Here is a 25080-nt window from a genome sequence, read left to right on the forward strand (position 1 = left end):
GGGATGAGCAGACGGCACTTCCTCGGGGCAACGGCGGCCGGCGCGGCGGGCGCCGTCGTCCTCGGCTCGGCCGGCACGGCAGCGGCGGCGCCGCGGGCGGCCCGCACGCCGTCCGGGCTGCTGACGTCGCTGCTGCCGGACGGGCTCGGCGTCACGGCGGCGAAGCCCCGGCTGAGCTGGCAGGTCGCCGACCTCGGCCCCGGCACGAAGCAGACCCACTACCAGGCCCAGTTCGCCACCACTCCGGCCCGGCTGGAGCAGGGGCCGCGCCACTGGGACAGCGGCCGCGTCGCGTCCGCCGCGTCCGTGGCCGTGCCCTACGCCGGTCCGCCGCTGGCGCCGCAGACCGCGTACTGGTGGCGCGTCCGGACGTTCGACGGCCCCCGGGCGTCCCGCTGGTCCGAGCCCGCGCTGCTGGCCACGGGCGTGGACGAGTGGACCGCCGACCCGGTCTGGGCACCGGCCGCGCAGGCGCCCGGCGACGGCGTCCTCACCGCCCGGGTGCAGATCACCTCCGTCGCCGCGAGCCTGTGGTTCCGGGCGTCCGGGACGAGCGCGAACTACCTGTGGCAGCTGCGCGCCGGAACGCCCGGCGTGCTGAAGAAGCACGTGTGCGTCGACGGCTCCTACCGGGTGCTGGAGGAGAAGCGGCTCGCGGTCCCCGTCGAGACGGGCCGCTGGTACGAGGTGGCCGTCGAGATGGCGGGCGACACGTTCCGGACGTCCCTCGACGGCGCCGAGGTCGACACCACCACCGACGCCACGTACCGGACGGGCACCGTCGGGATGCGCAACGGCTCCACCGAGGCGAACGTGTGGGACCGCGTCACCTTCACCGCACCCGGCGGCAAGGCGGTCATCGACGAGGACTTCACCGAGGGCCGGGGCACGTTCGGCGCCGGGACGGTCGCGGACGGCGCGCTGACCCTCGCCAAGGGCCAGTCGACGCTGTCCTCGGCGGGATCGCCCGACGACGACTGGGCGCTGCTCCGCACCGAGTTCACCCCGCACGCCAAGCCGATCGCCGCCGCCGTGCTGCACGTCGCCGCCCAGTCGCCCACGCCGATCCGCCAGTACCCGGCGAAGGTGTGGGTGAACGGCGAGGTGGCGGGCTTCGCGTCCATGCCCAGCGGTGCGGGCGAGCCGCGCTACCACTCGTTCGACGTGACGCGCGCGCTGCGGCCGGGACGGCGCAACGCGCTCGCAGCGCTCGCCTTCACCACCCAGGACAAGCGGTTCCTGGCGCAACTCGTCGTCACCTACGCCGACGGGACGGCGTCGGTGCACGGCAGCGGCGGCGACTGGAAGGCGCGCCGCCAGGCGGGGCTGCTGCCCGACGCCGGGACGATCGGCACCGGCTACTACATCGGCCGCCAGGAGTACTGGGACATGCGGCACGAGCCGGCCGGCTGGACGAGCCCCGGCTTCGACGACTCCGGCTGGGACCCGGCGCTGGTCAAGCCCGCCATCGCCGACCTGCGGCCCGCCCTGGTCGAACCGGTCGGGCTGCACGATGTCCGGCCCGCGTCCGTGCGCAGGACCGCGCCCGGCACCTGGCTGGTCGACCTCGGCCGGGAGATCGCGGGCGGCCTGCGGCTGGAGGTGCGCGGCAGGGCCGGGCAGACCGTCGAGGTCCGGCTCGGCGAGGAGCTGAACGGCGACGGGACGGTCCGGTACGCGCTGCGCGCCGGCGTCACCTACCGGGAGACCTGGACCCTCCGCGACGGCCGCCAGGCCATCGAGCACTGGGGCTACCGGGGCTTCCGCTACGCGCAGCTCGTCTGCGACGACGACCTCGACCTCGCCGGCGCGGTCACGGGCCGCGCCTGGCGGGCGGCCTGGCGCGACTCCGACGCCGCGTTCTCCAGCTCCAGCCGCGACCTCGACCGCGTGTACGAGATGTGCCGGTACTCGATCGAGGCGACGCGCGGCGACCTCTACGTCGACACCCCGACGCGCGAGCGCGGGCCCTACGAGGGCGACGCGCTCATCAACCAGGCGTCCGAGTACGCGGTGCAGCGGTCGTTCGCGCTGGCCCGCGCGTCCGACGCGTACCTGGCGCGCAACCACACCTGGCCGACCGAGTACCGGCTGATGAACGTCATGTCGGCCTGGGAGGACTACCTTCACACCGGCGACCCCGAGCAGCTCGCCGCCGACTACGCCCTCTTCGCCGCCAAGCACCTCACCGCCTACCTCGGCGCGGACGGTCTCGTCCACAAGGACCCCGGGTCGTCCAGCCGCGACCTCGGCGACCTGGTCGACTGGCCGGCCTCCAACCGGGACGGGTACGTGTTCACCGACGTCAACACCGTCGTGAACGCCTGCCAGTACGCCGCGTTCGCCGCCATGGCGAAGATCGCCGCCGTCCTCGGCAAGGCCGCCGACGCGACGACGTGGCAGGGGCACGCCGACAGGCTGGCGGCGGCGATGCGCGAGAAGCTCCTCGACGCGTCCGCCGGACGCTTCACCGACGGCATCGGCACCGCCCACAGCGCGCAGCACGCCACCGCGTTCCCGGTCGCGCTCGGCGTCGCGGGACCCGGCACGGTGCCCGACCCCGTCGTCCGCGCCCTGGGCAAGACCCTGGCCGACGGCGGCATGAAGGTCAGCGTCTACGGCGCCCAGTTCCTGCTGGACGCCCTGTTCGCCACCGGGCAGGCCGACGCCGCGATCGGCCTCATGACCGCCAAGGGCCTCAGCTCCTGGCTGCACATGATGGACGACCTCGGCGCCACCATCGTCGCCGAGGCGTGGGACCCGTCCCTGAAGCCGAACATGACGTTCTCCCACGCCTGGGGCTCGGCGCCGGCGAACGCGATCCCGCGCCACGTCCTCGGCGTGCGGATCACCGCGCCGGGCGCCGCCGAGATCGAGGTCCGGCCCCGCCCCGGCGGCCTGGCCCGGATCTCCGGGCGCGTCCCCACGATCCGCGGCCCCGTCTCCGTCGCCCTCGACCGGGAGCGGCGGTACCGCCTCGACGTGGACGTGCCGCCCAACACCACCGCCCGCGTCGTCGTCGAGCTCGGCGACGATGACCCGCGCGCCTTCCACGTCACCGGACCCCACGCCCGCGCCCCCCGCGCCACGGGCCGCGACGCCACCGGCCGGCTCCTCACCATCGGCCCGGTCGGCTCCGGCCGCACGACACTCATCAGGAGGAAGTAAGTGAACGACCGCAACGGACAGGGGATCTCGCGCAGGCGCGCGCTGCAGCTCGGCACCGCCGCCGCCGTCGCGGCGGGCGCGGCCCCCGTCCTCGGGGGCGCGCCGGCCGCGCAGGCCGCGCCGCGCCCGGCGGCCGGACCGGGGGCGGGCGGGTTCGCCCGGCCCGGCGCCGCGGTACGGCCGCGGTTCCGCTGGTGGTGGCCGGACGGGCTGGTCGACCCCGCCGAGATCCGGCGCGAGATCGACCAGATCGCCGCGGCCGGGTTCGGCGGCGCGGAGATCGTCGCCGTGCACCACAGCATCCGCGACAAGTCCGTGCTGGACCCGGCGGGCCACGGCTGGGGCACCCCCGCCTGGAACGCCGGCGTCGAGGCCGCCCTCGACCAGGCGGCCCGGCGCGGCGTCACCGTGGACCTCACGATCGGCCCCGCCTGGCCCGCCGCCGTCCCGACGATCACGCCGGACGACGAGGCCGCCGTGCAGGAGCTCGCCTACGGGACGGCCGCCGTCGCGGGCGGCGCCACCCACGACGGCCCGCTCCCCGAACCGGTCGCCGCGCCGGAGGACGGCGTCACGAAGCGGCACCTCGTCGCCGTGCACGCCGTCAGGACCGACCCGGCGAACGCCACCCGCAAGGAGACCGGCCTCGACCCGGCGTCCTTCACCGACCTGACCGGGCGGGTCGCGGGGGAGCGGATCACCTGGACGGCCCCGGCCGGCGGCGACTGGCTGCTGTTCGCCTACTGGCGGCGCGGCAGCGGGCAGCGCCCCGAGTCCGGCCCGCACTCGGCGCCGGACGCCTGCGTCGTCGACCACTTCAGCCGGGCCGGCACCCGCGCCGTCACCGCGTTCTGGGAGGCGCGGCTGCTCACCCGCGACATCCGCAAGCTGATCAAGCGGGCGGGCGCGACGCTGTTCGAGGACTCGATCGAGCTGGAGACGCACGCGCTCAACTGGACGCCGGACCTGCCCGCCGAGTTCCGGCGGCGGCGCGGCTACGACCTGATGCCGTACCTGCCGGTCATCGTCCGCCTCAAGGAGAACACCATGTTCGCCTACGACGCGGCGACCACGTCCCACGTGCGGCACGACTTCTGGCTGACGGTCTCCGACCTGTTCAACGAGTACCACTTCGAGGCGCTCGCCAAGTGGGCGCACTCGATCGGCCTGGAGTACCGGGCGCAGCCCTACGGGCTGGAGACGGACGCGATCCACACGGCCGCGATCCTGGACGTCCCCGAAGGCGAGTCGCTCGGGTTCAAGAACCTCGACGACTACCGCGCCCTCGCCGGTGGCCGTGACATGGGCGGACGGAAGGTCCTCTCCTGCGAGGCAGGGGCCTACCAGGGCGGCGCCTACAACACCACCTGGGACAAGCTGCTGCGCACCATGGGCGGCGCCTACGCGGCAGGGCTGAACCAGACCGTCCTGCACGGCTTCTCCTACGCGACCGCACCGGGCGCGGCCTGGCCCGGGTTCGCCGGGTTCACCCCCTACAGCGGAGGCATCGGGTTCTCCGAGTCGTGGGGGCCGCGCCAGCCGACGTGGCGGCACGTCCCCGACATCGCCGGGTACATGTCGCGCATCCACCAGACCATGCAGGCCGGCAAGAGCCGCATCGACGTCGCCGTGTTCCGGCAGAAGGGCTACACCAAGACCGGCATCGGGGCCGGATGGTTCACCAAGGACGGCGTCCCGCTGGGCTGGACGCACCAGCTCATCAGCGCGCCGCTGCTCGACCTCCCGTCCGCGACCGTGTCCGGCGGGCGGCTCGCGCCCGACGGCCCCGCCTACAAGGTGCTGTTCGTCGAGGGCGACCGGTACTCCGGCAAGGAGTGCACGCTGCCGCTCGGCACGGCCCGCACCATGCTCAAGCTGACGAAGGCCGGCCTCCCGCTGGTGTTCCTCGGCGACTGGTCGGCGCCGACCGTCCCCGGCCTGGCCCGCGACGGCGAGAACGAGCGGCTGCGCGCCGTCGTCGAGGAACTGCTCGCCCAGCCGCGCGTCCGCAACGTCACCGAAGAGGCGGACGTCCCCGCCGCGCTGGACGACCTCGGCCTGCGCCCCACCGTCAGGTACGCGCAGGCGTCCACGCTGCTCACCGCCCACCGCCGGGACGGCCGCACCGACTACTTCTACCTGTGCAACGGCAAGCACGCCGAGACGGTGAAGCCGCCCGTGGCCGCGATCGACCACGAGGTCACCTTCACCCGCTCGGACCGCAAGGCCGTCCCGTACCGGCTGGACCTGTGGACGGGCGAGACCGAGCGGATCGCCGTGTACCGCGAGGACGGCGACACCGTCACCCTCCGGGTGGCGCTCCAGCCGTCCGAGGCCACCGTGATCATGCTGGCGCGCGGCGGGCACGCCCCGTCCGCCACGGCGTCCGAGGCGGAGCTGCGGGTCGACGGGCAGCGCCTGGTCGCCCGCGCCACCGCCGCCGGCACCTACGCCACGACCCTGCCCGGGGGCCGCACGGTCCGGACGGCGATCGGCGCCGTGCCCGCGCCGGTCACCCTCACGTCCTGGCGGCTGCGCGTCGAGGACATGACCCCGGTCGGGGTGAAGCACCACGACCTGGCGCTCGACGCGCTGAAGCCGTGGCCGGACATCTCCGAACTCGCGGACGTCTCCGGCATCGGCACCTACGCCGCCACGGTCACCTGGAGCGGCGGCGGCGCGGTGCTGGACCTCGGCGAGGTCTTCGACACCTGCCGGGTCACGGTCAACGGCCGCCGCCTCCCGCCGGTCTCCGTGCTCTACCCGTCCGTGGACGTCGGCCCGTACCTGCGGCGCGGCGCCAACACGATCGAGGTGGAGGTCGCCACGACGCTGAACAACCGGCTCCGCGTCGCCGACCCCGGCGTGTACGGCGGCGCGTCCCGCCAGAACTACGGGCTGATCGGCCCGGTCCGCCTCGTCCCCTACGGGGAGGCGGTGGTCCGCGCCCGCTGACCGGGCCGCGCCCGCCGACCGGGCCGGGGCCGCCGGCTTGCTCGCGGTCAGGAAAGTTGATAGTCAGGCATAGTGACTAAAAGTGAGGAGAACGCCGGGCGCCGGGCGCCCGACCTGGGCATGCTCGCGGGACGGCTGATGCGGGTCCTGCAGGACGAGCTGTTCCAGCGGCTGGCCGAGCAGGGCCACCCGGACGTCCGGCCCCGGCACGGCACCGTGCTCGCCTTCCTCGACGCCGAGGGGATGCGCGCCACCGAGCTGGCGGCCCGGTCGGGCCAGCACAAGCAGATCGTCGGCACGATCGTGGACGAGCTGACCGCGCTCGGCTACGTCCGCCGCGAACCCGACCCGGCCGACCGGCGCGCGAAGCGGATCGTGCCCACCGAGCACGGCCTCGACGAGATCGCCAAGGCCCGCGCCATCCTCGCCGACATCGAGGACCGGCACCGGCGCGCCCTCGGCGACGCGGCGTTCAGCGCCTTCAAGGACGCCTTCCAGCGCATCGTCCGCGACCAGAGCGACTGGCGGGAGCGGGGCGGGGGGTGATGTTCGGCGGCCGGTCTCGTGGGCACGATCGGCTCGGCGCACACCATCAGCGAGGGGGGACGGTCACCGTGACGGTACCGAAGGTCGACCTCATCGACGGGGCCGCGATGCCGCAGCTCGGCTTCGGGGTGTTCCAGGTCGGCGACGACGAGGCCGAGCGGGCGGTCGCGACGGCGCTGGAGAACGGCTACCGCAGCATCGACACGGCGAGCGCCTACGGGAACGAGGAGGGCGTCGGGCGCGCGCTGCACGCCTCGGGCCTGCCCCGCGACGAGCTGTTCGTGACGACCAAGCTGTGGAACAGCGAGCAGGGCCACGACAACGCCCTGCGCGCCTGCGAGGCGAGCCTGTCCCGCCTCGGCCTGGACCGGCTGGACCTCTACCTGATCCACTGGCCCATGCCGGGCCGCGGGTTGTACCTGGAGACCTGGCGGGCGCTGGAGAAGCTCAAGGCCGACGGGCGGGTCCGCTCGATCGGGGTGTCCAACTTCACCGTGGAGGCGCTGCGACGGGTCATCGACGAGGCCGACGTCGTCCCGGCGGTCAACCAGATCGAGCTGCACCCGTACTTCCAGCAGGACGGGTTGCGCGCGTTCCACCGCGACCACGGTATCCACACCGAGGCGTGGGCGCCGCTCGGGCAGGGCCACGGCCTGCTGGACGACCCGGCGCTCGCCCGCATCGCCGAGGCCCACGGCCGCACCCCGGCGCAGATCGTGCTGCGCTGGCACCTCGACATCGGCGACATCGTCATCCCCAAGTCGGTCACGCCGTCCCGGATCGCCGAGAACATCGACGTGTTCGGGTTCGAGCTGACCCCCGACGACCTGAGCGCGATCGGCGAACTGGACAAGGGCATCCGCGTCGGCCCCGACCCGGCGACCTTCGAGTCGGCCTGACCCCGGCGCCGCCCGCCCCACCGCGACCCCGGTATCCGTCACGGATCGTCACGGAGCGTAACGTTCCGTGCATGGGGGACGAGCGGGGGAGCTGGACGGGTCCCGGCGGGCTGCGCGTCACGGCGGTGCCGCTGACGGGCGCGCACCGGGTGCTGGCGGAGTACGCGGGCGTACACGGGGAGAGCGCGTTCCTGGTGACGCGCGGCGGCGAGCTGGTCGGCCGCGGCTACTACCCGTCGGTCGACGAGCTCGCCGAGGTCGTCGACCTCGCCGAACTGCGCCCGTGCGGCCGCTGAGCGGGGCGGCCGGGGGTTGCGCGGGCCGCCGCCGCGCGTGTAGGGCATTGTCCCGTGGATGAGCGCTGGGACGTCGTCGTCGTCGGATCGGTCAACGCGGACCTCGTGGTCGGCGTCGACCGGCGGCCCGCGCCGGGGGAGACCGTCCTCGGCTCCGACCTCGCCGTCCATCCGGGCGGCAAGGGCGCCAACCAGGCGGTCGCGGCGGCGCGGCTCGGCGGCCGGGCCGCGCTCGTCGGGCGGGTCGGCGACGACGGGCACGGCGCACTGCTGCGCGGCGCGCTCGCCCAGGCCGGCGTGGGCCTGGACCACCTGGCGACCACGCCCGGAGTGCCGACCGGCGTCGCGCTGATCACCGTCGGGCCGGACGGAGACAACAGCATCATCGTCTCGCCCGGCGCCAACGCCAGGCTCGGGCCCGCCGACGTCGCCGCCGCCCGCGATCTGATCGCCGCCGCGTCCGTCGTGTCGTTCCAGCTGGAGGTGCCGCTGCCCGCCGTGGAGGCCGCCGCCGGCGTCGCCGCCGACGCCGGCGGGCGCGTCGTGCTCAACCTGTCGCCGCCCGCGCCCGTCCCCGGCGGGCTGCTCGCCCGCTGCGACCCGCTCGTCGTCAACGAGCACGAGGCCGCGTACCTGCTCGACGGCGACCCCGGCGACCCCCGGGACGCCGCCGCCGCGCTCGCCCGCTCCGGGCCGCGCTCGGCCGTCGTCACGCTCGGCGCGGACGGCGCCGTGGTCGCCGACGGCGACGGCGTCACCGCGATCCCGGCGCCGGCGGCCGACGCCGTCGACACCACCGGCGCCGGCGACGCCTTCACCGCCGCGCTCTGCCTGCGCCTCGCGAGGGGCGACGCGCTGCGCGACGCCGCCCGGTACGCGGCCCGCGCGGGCGCCGCCGCCGTCCGCCGGCGCGGCGCGCAGAGCTCCTTCCCGACCCCGGCGGAGCTGCCCGCGCCCTAGCGGCTCGTGCGGGCCCGCAGCCGGTACAGCTCGTCGGCGACGTCGTGGACGTCGGAGCCGAGGTCGAACGCGCTGAGCAGGTGCAGGTCGTCGGCGGTCTCGATCTCCAGCATCCGGGTGTGCAGCAGCAGCCGGCGCCGCTCGTCGACCCGGATCGCGGTGACCTCGTCCCACCGGATGTGGCGGTGCCCCGCGTAGCCGGTGACGACGGTCAGGCCGTCCCCGTCGGCGGCGAGCCGGACCGGCGCGACCAGGTCGCGCAGCGCGAGCCCGTTCAGCCCGATCGCCGCGGCGGCCGCGAGGAACAGGAACTGCGGGTCATGGCTGTAGAGGACGATGAGCGCCGTGACGGCCGCCGCGGCGGCGCACTTCACCGCCACGTGACCAGGAGGTACCCGCCATCTGCGCCGAGATCCCGCTTCCATGCCCGACACCGTAGCCGCTCCCGGCACCGGACCGGCCCCGGCCCGTCCGGTAGCGTCGCAGCCATGCGACTCGGCGTGCTGGACGTGGGATCGAACACCGTGCACCTGCTGGTGGTCGACGCCCACCGGGGGGCGCGGCCCCTGCCCGCGTACTCCCACAAGGCCGAACTGCGGCTCGCCGCCCATCTGGACGACGCCGACCGCCTGTCGGAGGAGGGCGAGGCGCTGCTGCGCGACTTCGTCGACGAGGCGCTGCGGGTCGCCGAGGACAAGGGCGTCGAGGACCTGGTGGCGTTCGCGACCTCCGCCGTCCGCGACGCCGCCAACGGCGAGGACGTGCTGGCCCGCATCCGGGCCGGCCGGGAGATCGACATCCGCGCGCTGTCCGGCGAGGAGGAGGCGCGGCTGACGTTCCTCGCCGTCCGGCGCTGGTTCGGCTGGTCGTCGGGGCGGCTGCTGGTGGTGGACATCGGCGGCGGCTCGCTGGAGATCGCGTCCGGCATCGACGAGGAGCCGGACGTGGCGATCTCGCTGCCGCTCGGCGCGGGCCGGCTCACCCGCGACCGGTTCACCGCGGACCCGCCGCCCGCCGAGGAGATCCGGGAGCTGCGCCGGCACGTGCGGGCGGAGATCGCCCGGCGGGTCGGCGACGTCGCCCGGTACGGGCCCGCCGACCACGCGGTGGCCACGTCCAAGACGTTCAAGCAGCTCGCCCGGATCGCCGGGGCCGCGCCGTCCGCCGACGGGCCCTTCCAGCGCCGCACCCTGGCGGACGCCGACGTGACCGACTGGGCGGAGAAGCTCGCGCCGATGCCGTCCGCCGAGCGCGCCGAGCTGCCCGGCGTGTCGGAGAGCCGCGCCGAGCAGCTGCTCGCGGGCGCGGTCGTCGCGGACGCCGCGATGGACCTGTTCGGGCTGGCCGAGCTGGAGATCTGCCCGTGGGCGCTGCGCGAGGGCGTCATCCTGCGCCGGCTCGACATGATCACCGGCTGAGCCGGCCGGCTACCAGTTCGGGTGGCCGAGGACGCGGCCCGCGGGGGTGAGGACGCGGTCGCCGGTGCCGTCGGCGCGCACCGCGTGGATCACCGGGTCGCTGACGGCGCCGCGCACGTAGCAGAGCCAGCGGCCGTCGCGGGACCACGCCGGGTCCATGTCGCGGACGGTCCCGGACGTCAGCGCGTGCGCGCCGGACCCGTCGGCGTTCATCACCCAGATGTCGCTCCCGGCCCCCGGGCCCCGCACGTAGGCGATCTTGGAGCCGTCGGGGGACCATTCCGGGTCCACCGCGCGCACCCCGTCGGTGGTCAGCCGCGTCCAGGAGCCGCCTGGACGGTCCGCGTCCATGGTGTAGAGCTGCTCCGCGCCGCCGTCGCGCTTGCTCCAGAACACGATCCGGTTCGTGGACGACCACATCGGGTCGTCCTTCGCCGAGTCGTCGGTGGTCAGCTGGGCGACCGCGCCGCCCTCCAGCGCGATCGCGAAGATCTGCCGGACGCCGTCCCGCTCGCCCATGTAGGCCAGGCGGGTGCCGTCCGGCGACCACGTCACCCGGGTGCCGCGCACGATCCCGGCAACCTTGCGGGCGCCGGACCCGTCGGCGTTCATCACCCATGCCTCGCCGCCGCGGGCGTTCATCCGGGTGAACGCGACGCGCTTCCCGTCCGGTGACCGCTCGGGCAGGATGTCGCAGCTCGGGTCCTTGACGAGCGCCCGCACGGACCCGTCGCCGGGCGTGAACAGCCCGATGTCGCCGTGGCACGTCTTCGGCCAGCCCGGTTCGGTGTCGATGCGGACCAGCATCGGCCCCTTCGGGAACGCCGCCGCCTCCGTCCCGCCCGTGCCGCCGGACGGCCGGGTCAGGTAGTAGACGCCGCCCGCCACGACCGCGGCGAGCAGCACGCCCGCCGTGGTGGAGGCGACGAGCACGGGACGCCGCCTGGAGCGCGCGGGGCCGCCGCTCGGCGCCACGGTCGTGGGCAGGACGGGCGGCGGCACCTCGTACTCGCGTGCGGTGCGCGGCTCCGGCACGGGCTGCTCCGGCACGGGCTGCTGCGGAACGGGCTGATGCGGAACGGGCGGCGGGGGAGCGGGGACGGGAGCAGGCGCGGGGGCGGAGGCGGGGGCGTCGCGCGAGGTGGAGCCGGGGTTCCCGGCGGCCGGGGGCGTCCACGACTCGCCCAGCTCCGTCGTCACGGCGGCCTCGCCGGCGCCGCCGACCAGCGCGAGCAGCAGGTCGCGCGCCGTCGGCCGGGCGCCCGGGTCCTTGGCCAGCGCCGCCCGGACGAGCCCGGCGAGCGCCGGCGGCAGGTCGCCGACCTCGGGGTCGGCGTGCACGGCGCGGGCCGCGAGGAGCTGGAACGAGCCCTGCCCGAACGGGTTGCGGCCGCTCGCCGCGTAGGCGACGAGGCAGCCCCACGCGAACACGTCCACCGCCGGGGTGACCTGCTGCGTCGTGATCTGCTCGGGCGCGATCCAGCCGGGCGTGCCGACGACCTGCCCGGTCCGGGTGTGGGCGGACGCCATGTCCAGCGCCCGCGCGATCCCGAAGTCGATCACGCGGGGGCCGGAGATGGACAGCAGCACGTTGCTCGGCTTCAGGTCGCGGTGCACCAGCCCCGCGCTGTGGATCGCGACGAGCGCGGCGGCGACGCCGACCGCGACGCCGTGCAGCATCCCCGGCGACAGCGCGCCCTTCTCGGCGACGTGCTCCAGCAGCGACGGCCCGTCGATGTACTCGGTGACCAGGTAGGCGAGGCCGAGGTCCTCGCCGTGCTCCAGGACCTGCGCGGTGCAGAACGAGGCGACCCGCTGCGCGTTGGCGGCCTCGTCGTGGAAGCGGGCGAGGAACGTCCGGTCGCCGGCCAGCTCCGCGCGCACCACCTTCACCGCGACGGCGCGGCCCGCCTCGTCGCGGCCGAGGTAGACGGCGCCCATGCCGCCCTCGCCGATCTTGGCCTCGATCCGGTACCGGCCGATCCGGGTGGGGTCGTCCGGCCGCAGCTCGCGAAGGGAGGGCGCCTTCGGCCCGTCCATGGAGATCACCTTTTCCCCGCGAGCCGCGTCTTGGCGGCCGCCCCACGGCGGCACGCGGCCCCGACGCTTCCATACGATGACAGAGGGCGGCCCGAGGTTCTAGCGTCCTGCCGCCGGCCGCGGCTCAGTGGAAGTTGCGCGCCTTGACCCGGCCGGGCACGGGCAGCCGGCGCAGCCGGGTCGCGCGGATGTTCACGACCCCGTCGGCGCGCTCCAGCCGCCCGCCGACCAGCAGCGCCTGCGCGTCGACCGCGAGGCCCCGGTACCGCTCGAACACCGGCGGCGGGCACACCACGTTGATGATGCCGGTCTCGTCCTCCAGCGTCATGAACACGATGCCGCCCGCGGTCGGCGGGCGCTGCCGGTGGGTGACGAGCCCGGCGACGACGACGTTGGTCTCGCCGGGCGTCCCGGCCAGCCGCGCCGCCGGGAGGGCGCCGAGCTCGTCCAGGGCCTCCCGGACGTGCGCGACCGGGTGCACGCGGGACACCCCGGTCGCCCACAGGTCGGCGAGGGTCTCCTCGATCGGCGTCATCGCGGGCAGCGCGGGCGCCGCCGCGCCCGGCGTCACGCCCTCCAGCCGCCCGGGACCGGAACCGGCCAGCGCCCCGGCGGCCCACAGCGCCTCCCGCCGCGACAGGCCGAGCCCGTCGAAGGCACCCGCCGTGGCGAGCGCCTCCAGCGCCCCGGCCGACAGCGGCACCCGCCGGGCGAGGTCCTCCATGCTCGTGTAGGGGCGCCCTGCCGCGATGGCCTCCGCCGCGTCCTCGCCCAGGTTCCGGACCCCGTACAGGCCGAGCCGGATCGCCGGCTGCGGCTCGCCCGGCGCGTGCGGATGGTCGGAGTCGACCTCCACGGGCTCCTCCAGCGTCGGGTGGACGGCGCTGGCGTTGACGTCCACGCCCCGGACCACGACCCCGTGGTGCCTGGCGTCGGCGATGAGGCTCTGCGGGCTGTAGAACCCCATCGGCTGGTTCCGCACCAGCGCGGCGGTGAACGCGGCCGGGTGGTGCCGCTTCAGCCAGGCGCTCGCGTACACCAGGTGCGCGAAGCTCTGCGCGTGCGACTCGGGGAACCCGAACCCGGTGAAGCCGAGGATCTTCTCGTAGACGCTCTCGGCGATCCCGGCCGGGATGCCGCGCTCGGCCATCCCGTCCAGCAGCCGGCGCCGCAGCCGCTCCACCCGCTCGGGGGCGCGCTTGGCGCCCATCGCCTGCCGGAGCTGGTCGGACTCGGCCGGGGTGAACCCGGCGCAGTCGACGGCGAGCTGCATCATCTGCTCCTGGAACAGCGGCACGCCGAGCGTCCGGCCGAGCGCCGGCTCCATCAGCGGGTGCGGGCACTCGGCCGGCTCCAGGCCCTTCCGGCGCCGCAGGTACGGGTGGACGGACCCGCCCTGGATCGGCCCCGGCCGGATCAGCGCCACCTCCACGACCAGGTCGTAGAACTCGCGGGGCCGCAGCCGCGGCAGCGTCGCCATCTGCGCCCGCGACTCCACCTGGAACACCCCGACCGTGTCGGCGTCGCACAGCATGTCGTAGACCAGGGGGTCCTCCGGCGGGACGGACTGCAGGTCGTAGCGGCGCCCGTGGTGCTCCTCCACCAGGTCGAAGCAGTCGTGCAGCGCGGCGAGCATCCCGAGGCCGAGCAGGTCGAACTTCACGAGCCCGGCCGCCGCGCAGTCGTCCTTGTCCCACTGCAGGACGCTGCGGCCCTCCATCGCCGCCCACTCGATGGGGCAGATCTCCCCGACCGGCCGGTCCGCGATGACCATGCCGCCGGAGTGGATGCCGAGGTGGCGCGGCAGCGCCAGCATCCGGCCCGCCAGCTCCATGACCGGCGCCGGGACGTCGTTCTCGGAGCCGACCGGGTCGCGCGGGTCGATGCCCTTCGACCAGGCGTCCTGCCGGCCGGGGGAGTGCCCGAGCGCGCGGGCCGCGTCCCGCACCGCCATGCGCGGCCGGTAGCTGATGACGTTCGCGACCTGCGCCGTGCACTCGCGCCCGTACTTGCCGTAGACGTACTGGATGGCCTCCTCGCGGCGGCGGTGCTCGATGTCGAGGTCGATGTCGGGCGGGCCGTCGCGCCCGGGGGACAGGAACCGCTCGAACAGCAGGCCGTGCCGGACGGCGTCCACGCCAGTGATGCCGAGCGCGTAGCAGACCGCCGAGTTCGCCGCCGACCCGCGCCCCTGGCACAGGATGCCCCTGCTCCGGCAGAACTCCACGATGTCGTGCACGATCAGGAAGTAGCCGGGGAAGCCGAGCTGCTCGATGACGTCCAGCTCCTTGGCGATCTGCGCGTACGCGCCCGGCTGCCGCTCCCGCTCGGGCGGCCCGTACCGCCGGACCGCGCCCTCCGCCACCAGGTGCCGCAGCCAGCTCGCCTCGGTGTGCCCGTCCGGGACGGGCCAGTCCGGCAGCCGGGGCGCCATCACCTCGAAGCCGAACCGGCACTCGCGGGCCAGCGCGACCGTCCGCTCCCGGACGCCGGGGAACCGCGCGAGCCGCCGCGCCATCTCCGCGCCGGACCGCAGGTGCGCGGTGCCCGCCGCGGGCAGCCAGCCGGCCATGTCGTCCAGGCTGCGGCGGGCCCGGACGGCGGCGAGCGCCTGCGCCAGCCGCGCGTCCGCGCCCGGCGCGGCGAAGTGCACGTTGTTGGACGCGACGACGTCCACGCCGACGCGGCCGGCGAGCGCGAACAGCGCGTCGTTGCGGAGGTCGTCGTCGGGCTGGTCGTGGTCGATCAGCTCGACGAACACGTTCTCCCGGCCGAACATGCCGATCAGGTTCCGCAGCTCCCGCTCGGCCGCGCCGGGGCCGCCCGCCTCCAGCGCCGCCGGGACCGGGCCCTTCCGGCACCCGGTCAGCACCGCCCAGTGGCCGCCGTGCGCCCCGGCGAGGGCGTCCGGGTCGTAGACGGGACGGCCCTTGCGGCCGCCCGCGAGCTGCGCCGACGTGATCGCCGAGCAGAGCCGCGCGTAGCCGGCGGCGCCGCGCGCGAGGACGAGCAGGTGCCGGCCGGCCGGGTCGGGCTCCCCGGTCTGCGGCCCCGGCAGGCCGAGGCTCAGCTCCGCGCCGAACACCGTGCCGATCCCGGCGTCCTGCGCGGCCTGCGCGAACTGCACCGCCCCGTACATGCCGTCGTGGTCGGTGACCGCCATCGCCTCCACGCCGAGCCGCGCCGCCTCCGCGACGAGCGAGGCGGGGTCGCTGGCGCCGTCCAGGAAGCTGAACGACGAGTGGACGTGCAGCTCCGCCCAGGGCACCTCCGCCTCGGCGCGCCGCGGAACCTCCGGAGCCGCCGGGACCTCCTCCGCCGGCGGCTCGGCCGTGCCGGGCCGCCACGACAGCCGCTCCTCGAACTCCCGCCACGGGATCGGGGGGTTGTGCCAGCCGGTCATGTGCGGTGCCTAGTCATAGACGGCCTCGATGTGCCAGCGGCCGCCCTCGACGGCGAGCAGGTACGCGGTGCCGTCGTCGGTGGTGACCTGGAACCTGGCCCGGCGGCGGGCGGCACCGGGATCCCACCAGTGCTCGTCGGCGGGCCACGGGCCCGTCCACCCGGTGACGGCGGAGCGCTGCCCCCGGAACACCAGCGCCGCCGGCGGCGCGGAGACCTCGCACCGCGCCGACACCACCACCGGCCCGCCGGACGCGTCGACCAGCTCCGCCGAGGGCGGCGCCGCGGGGACGACCGCCGGCGCGGGGCCCGTCACGCGTCCCGGCCACGGCCCGCCGGGCGCCCCCTGCGGAGGCAGGTCACCGACCGGTACCCGCACGACCCGCTCGCCCGGCCCCCGGCCGCCCGCGAGCACCGGCCGGGTGATCCCGTGGTGGCCGAGCAGCGCCTGGACGCGGTCGGCGGCACGCGTGATCCGCTCGGTCACGGCCGTCCGGCCCCACAGCGACTCCTGGCGGCCCTCGTCCGGGACGATCTGGTCGGGGGCCAGCTCGACCCACGTCACGCCGCCCCACACGGCGTCGGCGGAGCCGCCCTGCCAGGCCGAGAGCTGCCACCGCACCCGCTCGGCGACGGCCAGCGCCGACAGGCCGTCGTGCCGCCACAGCCGCCGCTGCACGTCGCCGTCCGCGAACCCGACCGCGACCTCCAGCCGGACGCACGCCAGCCCGCCCGCCGCGAGCCCGGCGTGCAGGTCGCCCGCGAGCCGCTTGGCCGCGAACACCACCTGCTCGGCGCGCTCGGCGGGCGGGTCGAACCCCGCCCGCACCGACAGGTCGGCCAAGGCGTGGGCGGGCGCGAGCGGGCGCGGCTCCTCGCCGCGCGCCAGCCGGTGCGCGAGCGCCCCGTCCGCCCCGAACCGGCCCGCGACGTGCCCGGACGGCAGCGCCGCGAAGTCGCCGAGCGTCCGGATCCCGAGCCGGCGCAGCAGGTCGGCCAGCTCGGGACGGTCCAGCACGGACAGCGGGTAGGGGGCGAGGAACGCCGCCGCGCCGCCGTCCGGCACCACGACGCCGCCCTCCCCGGCGCGCGCCGCCAGTTCGGCCGCGAACAGCCCGTCCGCGACGCCGGAGCCGCAGTCGTGCCCGGCCTCGACGACCGTGTCCTGCACGAGGACGCGCAGCGCCTCCTCGCCGCCGTAGAAGCGCGCCGGGCCCCGCGCCGCGATCGCGCACAGCCCCGGCCGCACCACCTCCACGCGCGGCGCCAGCTCCGCGACGGCCGCCACGACCTCCTCGAACCGCCGCCCCTCGGCGTCGGTGTCGCGCTCGCGGACGACCAGCTCGGGGCAGCGGCGCTGCGCGTCCCGGAGCCGCTGCCCGCGCCGCACCCCCTCGGCGCGCGCCGCCGCCGAGCACGCGGCCACGCGCCCCTGGACCACGACCGCGCCGGCCGTGGCCGCCTCGATCCCGACCGCGGTGAGCGGCCAGTCGGGGCACCACACCACCAGCACCCGCGTCACGCGGCCCCCTCTCCGGGGCCGCGCGCGGCCGCGCCGGCGCCCACCGGTTCCTGCGCGCCGCCGGCCGCCGCCCTCGGCGAACGCGGTGGCAGCGGCCGGGGCGTGTGGACCCGCGCGCCCGCCGAAACGGCGCCGGGGACGAGTTCGAGCGGCGGCCGGGCGGTCTCGTCCGGCGTGACCGTGCCGTCGGGGGCGGGGAGCCAGAGGCGGGCGCTGCGGCCGGCGCCTGGCGCGTCGCGGCCTTCGGCGGTGACCCGGACGCGGCGGCCGGTCAGCCGGCCGTGGCCGTCGCCGAGGCCCTCCCAGGCCGCGTCGTCCAGCCGGAGGCGGAGCCGGACGCCCGCCCAGTCGCCGGCGAACGGGCCGGTCAGCGCCAGCACGCAGCCGTGCCTGCGGGCCAGCGCCGACAGCCGCCGGACGGCGGCGGCGCCCGGCCGCTCGGGCGGGCGCAGCAGCACCAGGTCGACGGCCTCGGCCAGCGCGGCGACCACGTCGGGCCAGCGGTCGCCCGGGTCGTCGGCGAGCAGCAGCCGCTCGGGCGCGGCGCCCATCCCGGCGGCGGCGAGGACGCCGAAGTCGGGGACGCCGACGACGCCGCACCAGCCGCCGGCGCCGTCCGCGCCGCCGTGCCGGGAGACGCCGGCGACGAGCGCGAGGCCGAGGGACGCGGCGCCGGACCCGCCGAGCCCGACGACCGAGCCGGGCCGCAGCCCGCCGCCGGGCAGCACGGGCCGCAGCGCGGGCAGCACGGGCACCGTCTCGGCGCCGTGCCGCGCGGGAGGGCGCGCCGTCTCCAGCACCGCCGACAGGTCCCGCAGCGCGGCCTCCGCCACCGTCGCCCTCCTCTCACATCCGTCCCCGCACAATTTCGAACACAAGTTCGACCTCTGTCAAGTTATCGCAGGTCACGCAGTGGAGTCGCGGAGGGCGGAAAGCCCGGTGGCGTCAGGGTTCGCGGTATTTTGCGGGCATCATGGGCGGTATGACGAACGACGTGCGAACCCTGGAGTGGACCGGCGACGGGCTGCGCCTGCTGGACCAGACCGTCCTGCCCGGGCGGGTGGAGTACGTCGTGGCCCGCGACGTCGGGACGCTCGTGGACGCGATCCGCCGGCTGGTCGTGCGCGGCGCGCCCGCGCTGGGCGTCGCGGGTGCGTTCGGCGTCGCCGTCGCCGTCCTCCAGGCGGCCCGCGAGGGATGGGACGACGCCGCCCGCGACGCCGCGATCGCGGAGGTGCGCGAGGCCCGGCCGACGGCGGTCAACCTCGCGGCGGGGGTCGACCGCGTGCTGCCGTTCGTCGCCAAGGGCGCCGACGCGGTGGCGGCCGAGGCGCAGGCGCTGCTGGACGAGGACGTGCGCGGCAACCGCGCGATCGGCGCGTTCGGCGCCGACTGGATCCTGCGCCGGGTCGGCGACCGGCCCCTGCGCGTCCTCACGCACTGCAACGCGGGCGCGCTCGCCACCGCCGGGTGGGGGACGGCGCTCGGCGTGGTCCGGAACCTGCACGAGCGCGGCCGCGTCGAGATGGTCTACGCCGACGAGACCCGCCCGCTGCTGCAGGGCGCGCGGCTCACCGCGTGGGAGCTCGACCGGGCCGGCATCCCGTGCGTCGTCCAGGCGGACGGGGCCGCGCCGAGCACGATCCTGCGCGGACTGGTCGACGTCGCCGTCATCGGCGCCGACCGGATCGCCGCCAACGGCGACACCGCCAACAAGATCGGCTCGGTGGGCGTGGCGCTCGCCTGCCGGGAGGCCGGGATCCCGCTCGTCGTCGCCGCCCCGTGGAGCACCGTCGACCCGGCGCTCCCGGACGGCACCGGGATCCCGATCGAGGATCGCCCCGCCGACGAGGTGCTGGCCTGGGGCGGAGTACGCACCGCCCCCGAGGGCGTGGACGCCTTCAACCCCGCGTTCGACGTCACCCCCGCCCGCCTCGTGACCGCGCTGGTCACCGAGACGGGCGTGCTGGAGGTGTCGGCGGGCACCACCCCCGCCCGGTTCAGGGCGTGAGGGTGCGGGTGGCGGCGCGCAGGCTCTCGTACAGCCGCGCCTCGTACGCCTTGGCGGTGCGGACGTCGCGGTCGACGAACAGGGCGTCGTTGAGCGCGGGGAGCCGCTGCGTGGCGTACCCGGTGTCGATGCCCGGCGCGTAGATCTGGTGCCGGTACCAGGGGCGGCCCGGAAGCCCCGCCGCCGTCAGCAGGTCCCGCTCGGTCTGCATGATCTTGGCGTTGAGGCGGCGGAACGCGGTGGCGTCGCCCGCGCGGAGCGCCTCGCCCGCGCGCGCCTGCAGCGCCTCGGCGGCGCGCTGCCACGCCTTGGCCTGCGCGATGTCGCGGGAGACGTCCACGGCGACGGACCCGAGCCGCTCGCGCTGCTCGGCGGCGAACGCCTCCAGGTACCGCACCGTCTCCGCCGCGTACGGTCGGTAGCCCATCGGGACGACGTCGGCGTTCGCGAGCCGCAGCGTCGCGATGCCGGCCAGCCGCGACATGGCGGCGTGGTACTCCCAGGTCGGGTCGCCGAAGTGCGACATCCAGTAGTAGTCGTCGCACGCGCAGTGGTAGTTCCCGGCGCTGCCCGGCGACGCGGCGCCGACGTCCATCGCGGGCACGCCGTACCGCTGGAAGAACGCCTGGAAGTCCGAGCCGCCGCCGATGCGGTCGATCGGCGTCTTCCCGTCGTTCTGCGCCTTCCACGCCTCGTACAGCGTCCCGTCCGTGCCGGGCCAGGACACCTCCTTGGACGCGTCGATGACCGACTGGTCCAGCGCCGGTGTCGCCGACGCGCCGAAGTGGGAGCCCGCGGCGCCGTCCATGTTCACGTAGGCGACGGCGTTGCGGAGCTGCCCCGCCCGCTGCTCGGCGTACTCGGTGGAGCCGAAGAGCCCGTACTCCTCACCGTCCCAGGTGGCCAGGACGACGGTGCGCTTGGGCCGCCAGCCCTCCTTGAGGAGCCTGCCCAGAGCGCGCCCCACCTGGAGCACGTTCTCCGTGGCGGACAGGTTGTCGCTGCTGCCGTACGTCCACGCGTCGTGGTGCGCGCCGAGGATGACCTCCTGCTCGGGGTGCTCGCTGCCGGGGATGCGCACGGTGACGTCCCACAGCGGACGCACCTGGTACTCGTTCCGCAGATCGAGGTGGACCTTCGTGCCGCCCGGCCCGAGCCGGTAGGGGAACGGCAGGCCGCCCTGCCAGTCCTTCGGGGCCTGCTCGCCCTTGAGCGCGCGCAGCAGCGGCTCGGCGGCGCCGTAGGAGATCGGCGCGGTCGGGATGAGCCCCTTCAGCATCGGGGCCTGCGACGGCGGGACGCGGTGCGCCCCCTTCACCGAGGCCCAGCCGGGGGGTCTGCGGGTCGCCGGCGGCGAGCTGGATCTGCGCGATGCTGCCGCGCTGGATGCCGTCCGGGGCGCGCCACGGCCCGTCCGGGTACACCGCGCCCTTCGCGTAGCCGTCGTCGGCGGGGTCGGAGTAGATGAGCACGCCCTCGGCGCCGCGCTTGGCGGCCTCGCGCGGCTTGATCCCGCGGAACACCGCCCCGTACCGGACGAGGACGATCTTGCCCTTGACCGAGACGCCGTTCTTCGCGAGGAGGTCGAAGTCCTCCGGCCGCCCGTAGTTGGCGTACACGACCTCGCCCCGGACGTCCCCGGACGGCGAGAAGCCGTTGTGCCCGGGGATGACCTGGTCGTAGTACTCCTGCCAGGGCCGCTTCTTCTCCTTGACCGGCAGCGCCCGGTGCCGGGGCGCGGTCATGTCGATCTTCACGCGCTGCGGCATCGACAGGTACGCGTAGTACGTCCGGATCTCGGGTTTCAGCCCGTACGACCGGAAATGCCGGACGATCCGCTGGACGCGGTGCCAGTCGCCGGTCGTCGTGGTCAGCCCCGGTTCGCGCGCCAGTTCGGCGTCCAGGGCGCGGGCGGTCCGCGCGGACGGCACGGCGCCGAACAGCCGCTCGTACTGCCGCTGCCACGTCGCGTGCGCGTCGGTGAAGCCCGCGATCGAGCCGGGCGGGGCGGGGGACGAGGCCGCGGCGGGGACGGCGGCCATGGTGAGTGCGAGGGCGGGGGCGCTCAGCGCCGCCAGTGCCCGGGTTCGGGAGCGGAACACCAGCGTTACCTCCCAGTACGCCTGCTGAAGGTGCGGTACGGGTGCGCCCGGAACGTACGTCCCGATCATGCGGAGATCCAGCGCGCCTGCCGGATCCGGCCATCCCGCCGGCCGGATCGTCCATCATGGAGATCGTGCCGACCTCCCCGAGCCCCGACCCCAGCGCCGCGCCGCGACCGGCGGAGCTTGACGCGGTCTTGGAACGGATCACCTACGCCAACGAGGACACCGGGTACACCGTCGCGCGCGTCGCGACCGCCAAGAGCGGGAGCGACCTGCTCACCGTGGTCGGCGCGCTGCTCGGCGCGCAGGTGGGGGAGAGCCTGCGGCTGACGGGCCGGTGGCGCTCGCATCCCAAGTACGGCAAGCAGTTCGAGGTCGACTCGTACACGACCGTGCTGCCGGCGACGATCCAGGGCATCCGCCGCTACCTCGGCTCCGGCATGATCAAGGGGATCGGGCCGGTGATGGCCGACCGGATGGTCGAGCACTTCGGTACCGACATCCTCCGCGTCATCGAGGAGGAGCCGAAGCGGCTCGTGGAGGTCCGCGGCCTCGGCCCGAAGCGCAGCAAGCGGATCGGGGACGCGTGGGAGGAGCAGAAGGCCATCAAGGAGGTGATGGTCTTCCTGCAGGGCGTCGGCGTCTCCACGTCCCTCGCCGTCCGCATCTACAAGCAGTACGGCGACCAGTCGATCGACACCGTGCGCAAGCGGCCGTACCAGCTCGCCTCCGACGTGTGGGGGATCGGGTTCAAGACGGCCGACACGATCGCGCAGGCCGTCGGCATCCCGCACGACAGCCCCGAGCGCATCAAGGCGGGCCTCCAGTACACGCTGTCGGAGGCCGCCGACGACGGGCACTGCTTCCTGCCCGAGCCGAACCTCGTCACCGCGGCGGAGAAGATCCTCGGCGTGCCGAAGGAGCTGATCGTCCCGGCGCTGGACGAGCTGGCCCGCGACGAGGGCGTCGTCCGGGAGCCGATCCCGGGGGACGGCGACGACGCCGCCACCATCCCCGCCGTCTACCTCGTGCCGTTCCACCGGGCCGAGCGCTCGCTCGCCCGCGGCCTCCTCGACCTGCTCGACGCGCCCACCGACCGGCTGAAGGCGTTCGCCGACGTCGACTGGGGCAAGGCCCTCCCGTGGCTGCGGAAGCGCACCGGCCAGGCGCTCGCCGCCGAGCAGGAGGAGGCCGTCAAGCTCGCGCTGACGTCCAAGGTGTCGGTGCTGACCGGCGGCCCCGGCTGCGGCAAGAGCTTCACCGTCCGCTCGGTCGTGGAGCTGGCCGCCGCGAAGCATGCCAAGATCGTCCTGGTGGCGCCGACCGGGCGGGCCGCCAAGCGGCTCGCCGAGCTGACCGGGCACGAGGCCGCCACCGTCCACCGGCTGCTCCAGCTCCAGCCGGGCGGCGACCCCAAGTACGACCAGGACACCCCGCTCGACGCCGACCTCGTCGTGGTCGACGAGAGCTCCATGGTCGACCTCGTCCTGGCGAACAAGCTGGTGAAGGCGATCCCGCGCGGCGCGCACCTGCTGCTCGTCGGGGACGTCGACCAGCTCCCGTCCGTCGGCGCGGGCGAGGTCCTCGCCGACCTGCTCGGCGCCGAGGTGATCCCGCGCGTCCGGCTCACGAAGATCTTCCGGCAGGCGCAGGAGTCCGGCATCGTCGTCAACGCGCACCGCGTCAACGCCGGCGAGCACCCGCACACCCGCGGCTACGCCGACTTCTTCCTGTTCCCGTGCGAGGAGCAGGACGAGGCCGCCGAGCTGACCGTGGACGTCGTCGCCAACCGCATCCCGCGCAAGTTCGGGCTCGACCCGCGGCGCGACGTCCAGGTCCTCGCGCCCATGCACCGGGGCACCGCCGGGGCGGGCTCGCTGAACTCGCTCCTGCAGGAGGCGCTGACCCCGCACGACGACGCCCGCCCCGAGCGCCGCTACGGCGGCCGCGTCTTCCGCGTCGGCGACAAGGTCACCCAGCTCCGCAACAACTACGACAAGGGCGAGGCGGGCGTCTTCAACGGCACGGTCGGCGTCGTCACGAAGGTCGACCTGGAGGAGCAGTCGCTCACCGTCCTCACTGACGAGGACGAGAGCATCGGCTACGCCTTCGACGAGCTGGACGAGCTGGCCCACGCCTACGCGATCACGATCCACCGCTCGCAGGGCAGCGAGTACCCGGCGGTCGTCGTCCCGCTCACCACCGGCGCGTGGATGATGCTGCGCCGCAACCTGCTCTACACCGGCATCACCCGGGCGAAGAAGCTGGTGGTGCTGGTCGGCTCGCGGCGCGCCCTCGCCGCCGCCGTCCGCACCGCGGGCGCGGGCCGCCGCCACACCGCCCTCGCCCACCGGCTGTCCCAGCGATAGGGCCCGTCCCAGTGGTGGCCGGCTCAGCGGTAGCGGGCCAGCTCCCAGGGGTCGTGGGCGCAGAACACCTCGACCTCGCCGCCGCGCGCCAGCTCCCGCAGCCGGGCGACGTTCGCGAGCCGCAGCTCCCGGTCCACCTCGCCGCCCGCCTGGACGAGCTCCATCAGCGGATGCGTCACCGGCTCGGGGCGGTCGACCTCCCCGTGGTACATGTACGCGTCCCCGGCGTGCAGGAGCCAGCGGTCCCCGTCCCGCACCGCGACGCCCGCGTGCCCCGGCGTGTGCCCGCCGATCGGGACGAGCAGGATCTCCCCGGCCACGCCGTCCAGGGCCCGGACGCCGTCGAACCCGTGCCAGGTCTCGCCCTCGCCGTCCGCGTAGGCCACCCATTCCGGGCCGTGGGCGAGTTGCGCCGGGGTCTTGCCGCCGTCCGCCCGCTCCGCCTCGAAGACGTGCACGGCCGCGTCCGGGAAGTCGCTCAGCCCGCCCGCGTGGTCGCGGTGCAGATGCGTCGGGACGATGTGCCGGACGTCGGCAGGGGAGTACCCGAGCGCCTCGACCTGCCGGACGGCGGTCGCGGCCGGGTCCAGCGTCGGCCCGGCCATCTCCACCCAGTCGTCGAGCAGCCGCTCGGACGGGCGCTCGATGTCGCCGAGGCCGATCCCGGCGTCCACGAGGAGCAGGCCGGACGAGTCCGTCTCGACCAGCAGCACGTGACCGGCGGCCCGCGCCGGCCGCAGCGGGCTCTCCGGCCCGTCGGCGGGCTCGATCTCCCGCATGGGGGCGCAGTCGAGGTGGTGAACGCGCATGGGACTCCTCACAGATGGTCGGCGAGCTGGCGGGTGACCTGGTGGACGACGGTCACGTCCCGCTGGACGCGGGCGAGCATGATGGCGCCCTGCAGGGACGACAGGACCAGCGCGGCCAGCGGGCCGACCCGCTCCTCCGGCACCCCCCAGCCGCGCAGCGCGGCGCGGAGGCCGTCCAGCCATTCCCCGTAGGCGGTGTCGCAGGCGGCGCGGAGGGCCTCGCTCGCGCCGGCCGTCTCCAGGGCCACGGTCGCGATGGGGCAGCCCTTGCCGAAGTCCGACTCCAGAAGGCTCCGGGCGAAGTGCTCGCCGATGGCCGCGAGGCCGGCCCGCCCGTCGGGCGCGGCGAGGACGGCCGCGGTGAGCGCCTCGGCGACCGTCCGGCCGGACAGCGCCACCGACTCGGCCGCGAGTTGCTCCTTGCCGTCCGGGAAGTGGAAGTACAGCGAGCCCTTCGGCGCGCCGCTCTCCGCGAGCACCTGATTCACCCCGGTGCCGTGGTACCCCTGCCGCTGGAACAGGTCCGCGGCCGTCCGCAGGACCCGCTCTCTCGTCTCTCCGCGCGGTGCCATGCCCGACA

Annotated in this window: 17 protein-coding genes and 1 pseudogene; 9 read left to right on the forward strand and 9 right to left on the reverse strand. The window is 75.5% G+C overall.

From position 1 onward, the window contains the following. Window positions 1–3: 3 nt before the first annotated feature. The 6 genes from ACGFI1_RS13210 (at window position 4) to ACGFI1_RS13235 (ending at window position 8824) form a co-directional block, all read left to right on the forward strand. Window positions 4–3168: a family 78 glycoside hydrolase catalytic domain gene (locus tag ACGFI1_RS13210; protein WP_392785259.1), complete on the forward strand. Its 3165-nt coding sequence runs from the start codon at window positions 4–6 to the stop codon at window positions 3166–3168. After that, on the forward strand, window positions 3169–6123 hold the full coding sequence (locus ACGFI1_RS13215) for a glycosyl hydrolase (protein ID WP_392785261.1): 2955 nt from the start codon (window positions 3169–3171) through the stop codon (window positions 6121–6123). It begins immediately after the preceding gene. Between the two features lie 72 nt (window positions 6124–6195). Further along, window positions 6196–6669, forward strand: coding sequence for a MarR family winged helix-turn-helix transcriptional regulator (locus ACGFI1_RS13220; RefSeq protein ID WP_392785262.1), 474 nt, complete (start codon window positions 6196–6198; stop codon window positions 6667–6669). Window positions 6670–6776: 107 nt separating this feature from the next. Beyond that, a complete protein-coding gene (locus tag ACGFI1_RS13225) occupies window positions 6777–7568 on the forward strand; it encodes an aldo/keto reductase (RefSeq protein WP_392785537.1) in 792 nt (263 codons plus the stop codon). A gap of 71 nt (window positions 7569–7639) precedes the next feature. Continuing rightward, entirely contained in the window at window positions 7640–7864 is a 225-nt protein-coding gene (locus tag ACGFI1_RS13230; protein WP_138634480.1) for a hypothetical protein, read from the forward strand. A gap of 54 nt (window positions 7865–7918) precedes the next feature. Further along, window positions 7919–8824, forward strand: coding sequence for a ribokinase (locus ACGFI1_RS13235; RefSeq protein ID WP_392785264.1), 906 nt, complete (start codon window positions 7919–7921; stop codon window positions 8822–8824). On the opposite strand, the gene ACGFI1_RS13240 is transcribed toward ACGFI1_RS13235, so the two are convergent. Then, window positions 8821–9204: a PH domain-containing protein gene (locus ACGFI1_RS13240; RefSeq protein ID WP_240807213.1), complete on the reverse strand. Its 384-nt coding sequence runs from the start codon at window positions 9202–9204 to the stop codon at window positions 8821–8823. The genes ACGFI1_RS13235 and ACGFI1_RS13240 overlap by 4 nt on opposite strands. 108 nt (window positions 9205–9312) lie before the next feature. Between ACGFI1_RS13240 and ACGFI1_RS13245 the strand changes: the two genes are divergently transcribed. Further along, window positions 9313–10242 (forward strand): Ppx/GppA phosphatase family protein, encoded by a 930-nt coding sequence (locus tag ACGFI1_RS13245; protein WP_392785267.1) that lies wholly within the window; start codon window positions 9313–9315, stop codon window positions 10240–10242. A 9-nt stretch (window positions 10243–10251) separates the two neighbouring features. Here the strand turns inward: ACGFI1_RS13245 and ACGFI1_RS13250 are convergent, their stop codons facing one another. The 4 genes from ACGFI1_RS13250 to ACGFI1_RS13265 all read right to left on the reverse strand — a co-directional run bounded on the left by ACGFI1_RS13250 (window position 10252) and on the right by ACGFI1_RS13265 (window position 18039). Next, entirely contained in the window at window positions 10252–12282 is a 2031-nt protein-coding gene (locus ACGFI1_RS13250; protein ID WP_392785269.1) for a protein kinase domain-containing protein, read from the reverse strand. A gap of 124 nt (window positions 12283–12406) precedes the next feature. Beyond that, window positions 12407–15685 (reverse strand): error-prone DNA polymerase, encoded by a 3279-nt coding sequence (locus tag ACGFI1_RS13255; RefSeq protein ID WP_392785271.1) that lies wholly within the window; start codon window positions 15683–15685, stop codon window positions 12407–12409. A gap of 9 nt (window positions 15686–15694) precedes the next feature. Continuing rightward, entirely contained in the window at window positions 15695–17206 is a 1512-nt protein-coding gene (locus ACGFI1_RS13260) for a DNA polymerase Y family protein (protein WP_392785273.1), read from the reverse strand. Further along, window positions 17203–18039 carry a hypothetical protein gene (locus ACGFI1_RS13265; protein WP_392785275.1) on the reverse strand — a complete coding sequence of 279 codons (837 nt, stop codon included), beginning with the start codon at window positions 18037–18039 and terminating at the stop codon, window positions 17203–17205. The genes ACGFI1_RS13260 and ACGFI1_RS13265 overlap by 4 nt, the downstream gene beginning before the upstream one ends. A 149-nt stretch (window positions 18040–18188) precedes the next feature. On the opposite strand from ACGFI1_RS13265, the gene mtnA reads away from it, so the two are divergent. Then, entirely contained in the window at window positions 18189–19217 is a 1029-nt protein-coding gene (gene mtnA / locus ACGFI1_RS13270; RefSeq protein ID WP_392785276.1) for an S-methyl-5-thioribose-1-phosphate isomerase, read from the forward strand. Here mtnA and ACGFI1_RS13275 read toward each other — a convergent pair. Continuing rightward, window positions 19207–20496: a M28 family peptidase gene (locus ACGFI1_RS13275; RefSeq protein ID WP_392785278.1), complete on the reverse strand. Its 1290-nt coding sequence runs from the start codon at window positions 20494–20496 to the stop codon at window positions 19207–19209. The genes mtnA and ACGFI1_RS13275 overlap by 11 nt on opposite strands. Before the next feature lie 142 nt (window positions 20497–20638). Further along, window positions 20639–21388: pseudogene (locus ACGFI1_RS13280) on the reverse strand (PA domain-containing protein); the annotation flags it as partial. A gap of 65 nt (window positions 21389–21453) precedes the next feature. Between ACGFI1_RS13280 and recD2 the strand changes: the two are divergent. Continuing rightward, window positions 21454–23691, forward strand: a complete 2238-nt coding sequence (recD2, locus tag ACGFI1_RS13285; protein WP_392785281.1) for an SF1B family DNA helicase RecD2 — start codon at window positions 21454–21456, stop codon at window positions 23689–23691. Window positions 23692–23714: 23 nt separating this feature from the next. Here recD2 and ACGFI1_RS13290 read toward each other — a convergent pair whose 3' ends face one another. Both ACGFI1_RS13290 and ACGFI1_RS13295 read right to left on the reverse strand, forming a co-directional pair. After that, a complete protein-coding gene (locus tag ACGFI1_RS13290) occupies window positions 23715–24500 on the reverse strand; it encodes an MBL fold metallo-hydrolase (RefSeq protein WP_386869414.1) in 786 nt (261 codons plus the stop codon). Window positions 24501–24508: 8 nt separating this feature from the next. Then, a complete protein-coding gene (locus tag ACGFI1_RS13295; RefSeq protein ID WP_392734392.1) occupies window positions 24509–25072 on the reverse strand; it encodes a TetR/AcrR family transcriptional regulator in 564 nt (187 codons plus the stop codon). Between the last annotated feature and the right edge of the window lie 8 nt (window positions 25073–25080).

Source organism: Actinomadura geliboluensis, assembly GCF_043197915.1.
GTDB classification, from domain to species: domain Bacteria; phylum Actinomycetota; class Actinomycetes; order Streptosporangiales; family Streptosporangiaceae; genus Spirillospora; species Spirillospora geliboluensis.

Excerpts from the sequence above, each read along its gene's own strand:
- ACGFI1_RS13210 (WP_392785259.1), top strand. The coding sequence starts at position 4 with ATGAGCAGACGGCACTTCCTCGGGGCAACGGCGGCCGGCGCGGCGGGC.
- ACGFI1_RS13295 (WP_392734392.1), bottom strand. The coding sequence starts at position 25,072 with ATGGCACCGCGCGGAGAGACGAGAGAGCGGGTCCTGCGGACGGCCGCG.
- ACGFI1_RS13225 (WP_392785537.1), top strand. The coding sequence starts at position 6,777 with ATGCCGCAGCTCGGCTTCGGGGTGTTCCAGGTCGGCGACGACGAGGCC.
- ACGFI1_RS13245 (WP_392785267.1), top strand. The coding sequence starts at position 9,313 with ATGCGACTCGGCGTGCTGGACGTGGGATCGAACACCGTGCACCTGCTG.
- ACGFI1_RS13275 (WP_392785278.1), bottom strand. The coding sequence starts at position 20,496 with ATGCTGAAGGGGCTCATCCCGACCGCGCCGATCTCCTACGGCGCCGCC.
- ACGFI1_RS13255 (WP_392785271.1), bottom strand. The coding sequence starts at position 15,685 with ATGACCGGCTGGCACAACCCCCCGATCCCGTGGCGGGAGTTCGAGGAG.
- ACGFI1_RS13230 (WP_138634480.1), top strand. The coding sequence starts at position 7,640 with ATGGGGGACGAGCGGGGGAGCTGGACGGGTCCCGGCGGGCTGCGCGTC.
- ACGFI1_RS13250 (WP_392785269.1), bottom strand. The coding sequence starts at position 12,282 with ATGGACGGGCCGAAGGCGCCCTCCCTTCGCGAGCTGCGGCCGGACGAC.
- ACGFI1_RS13290 (WP_386869414.1), bottom strand. The coding sequence starts at position 24,500 with ATGCGCGTTCACCACCTCGACTGCGCCCCCATGCGGGAGATCGAGCCC.
- mtnA (WP_392785276.1), top strand. The coding sequence starts at position 18,189 with ATGACGAACGACGTGCGAACCCTGGAGTGGACCGGCGACGGGCTGCGC.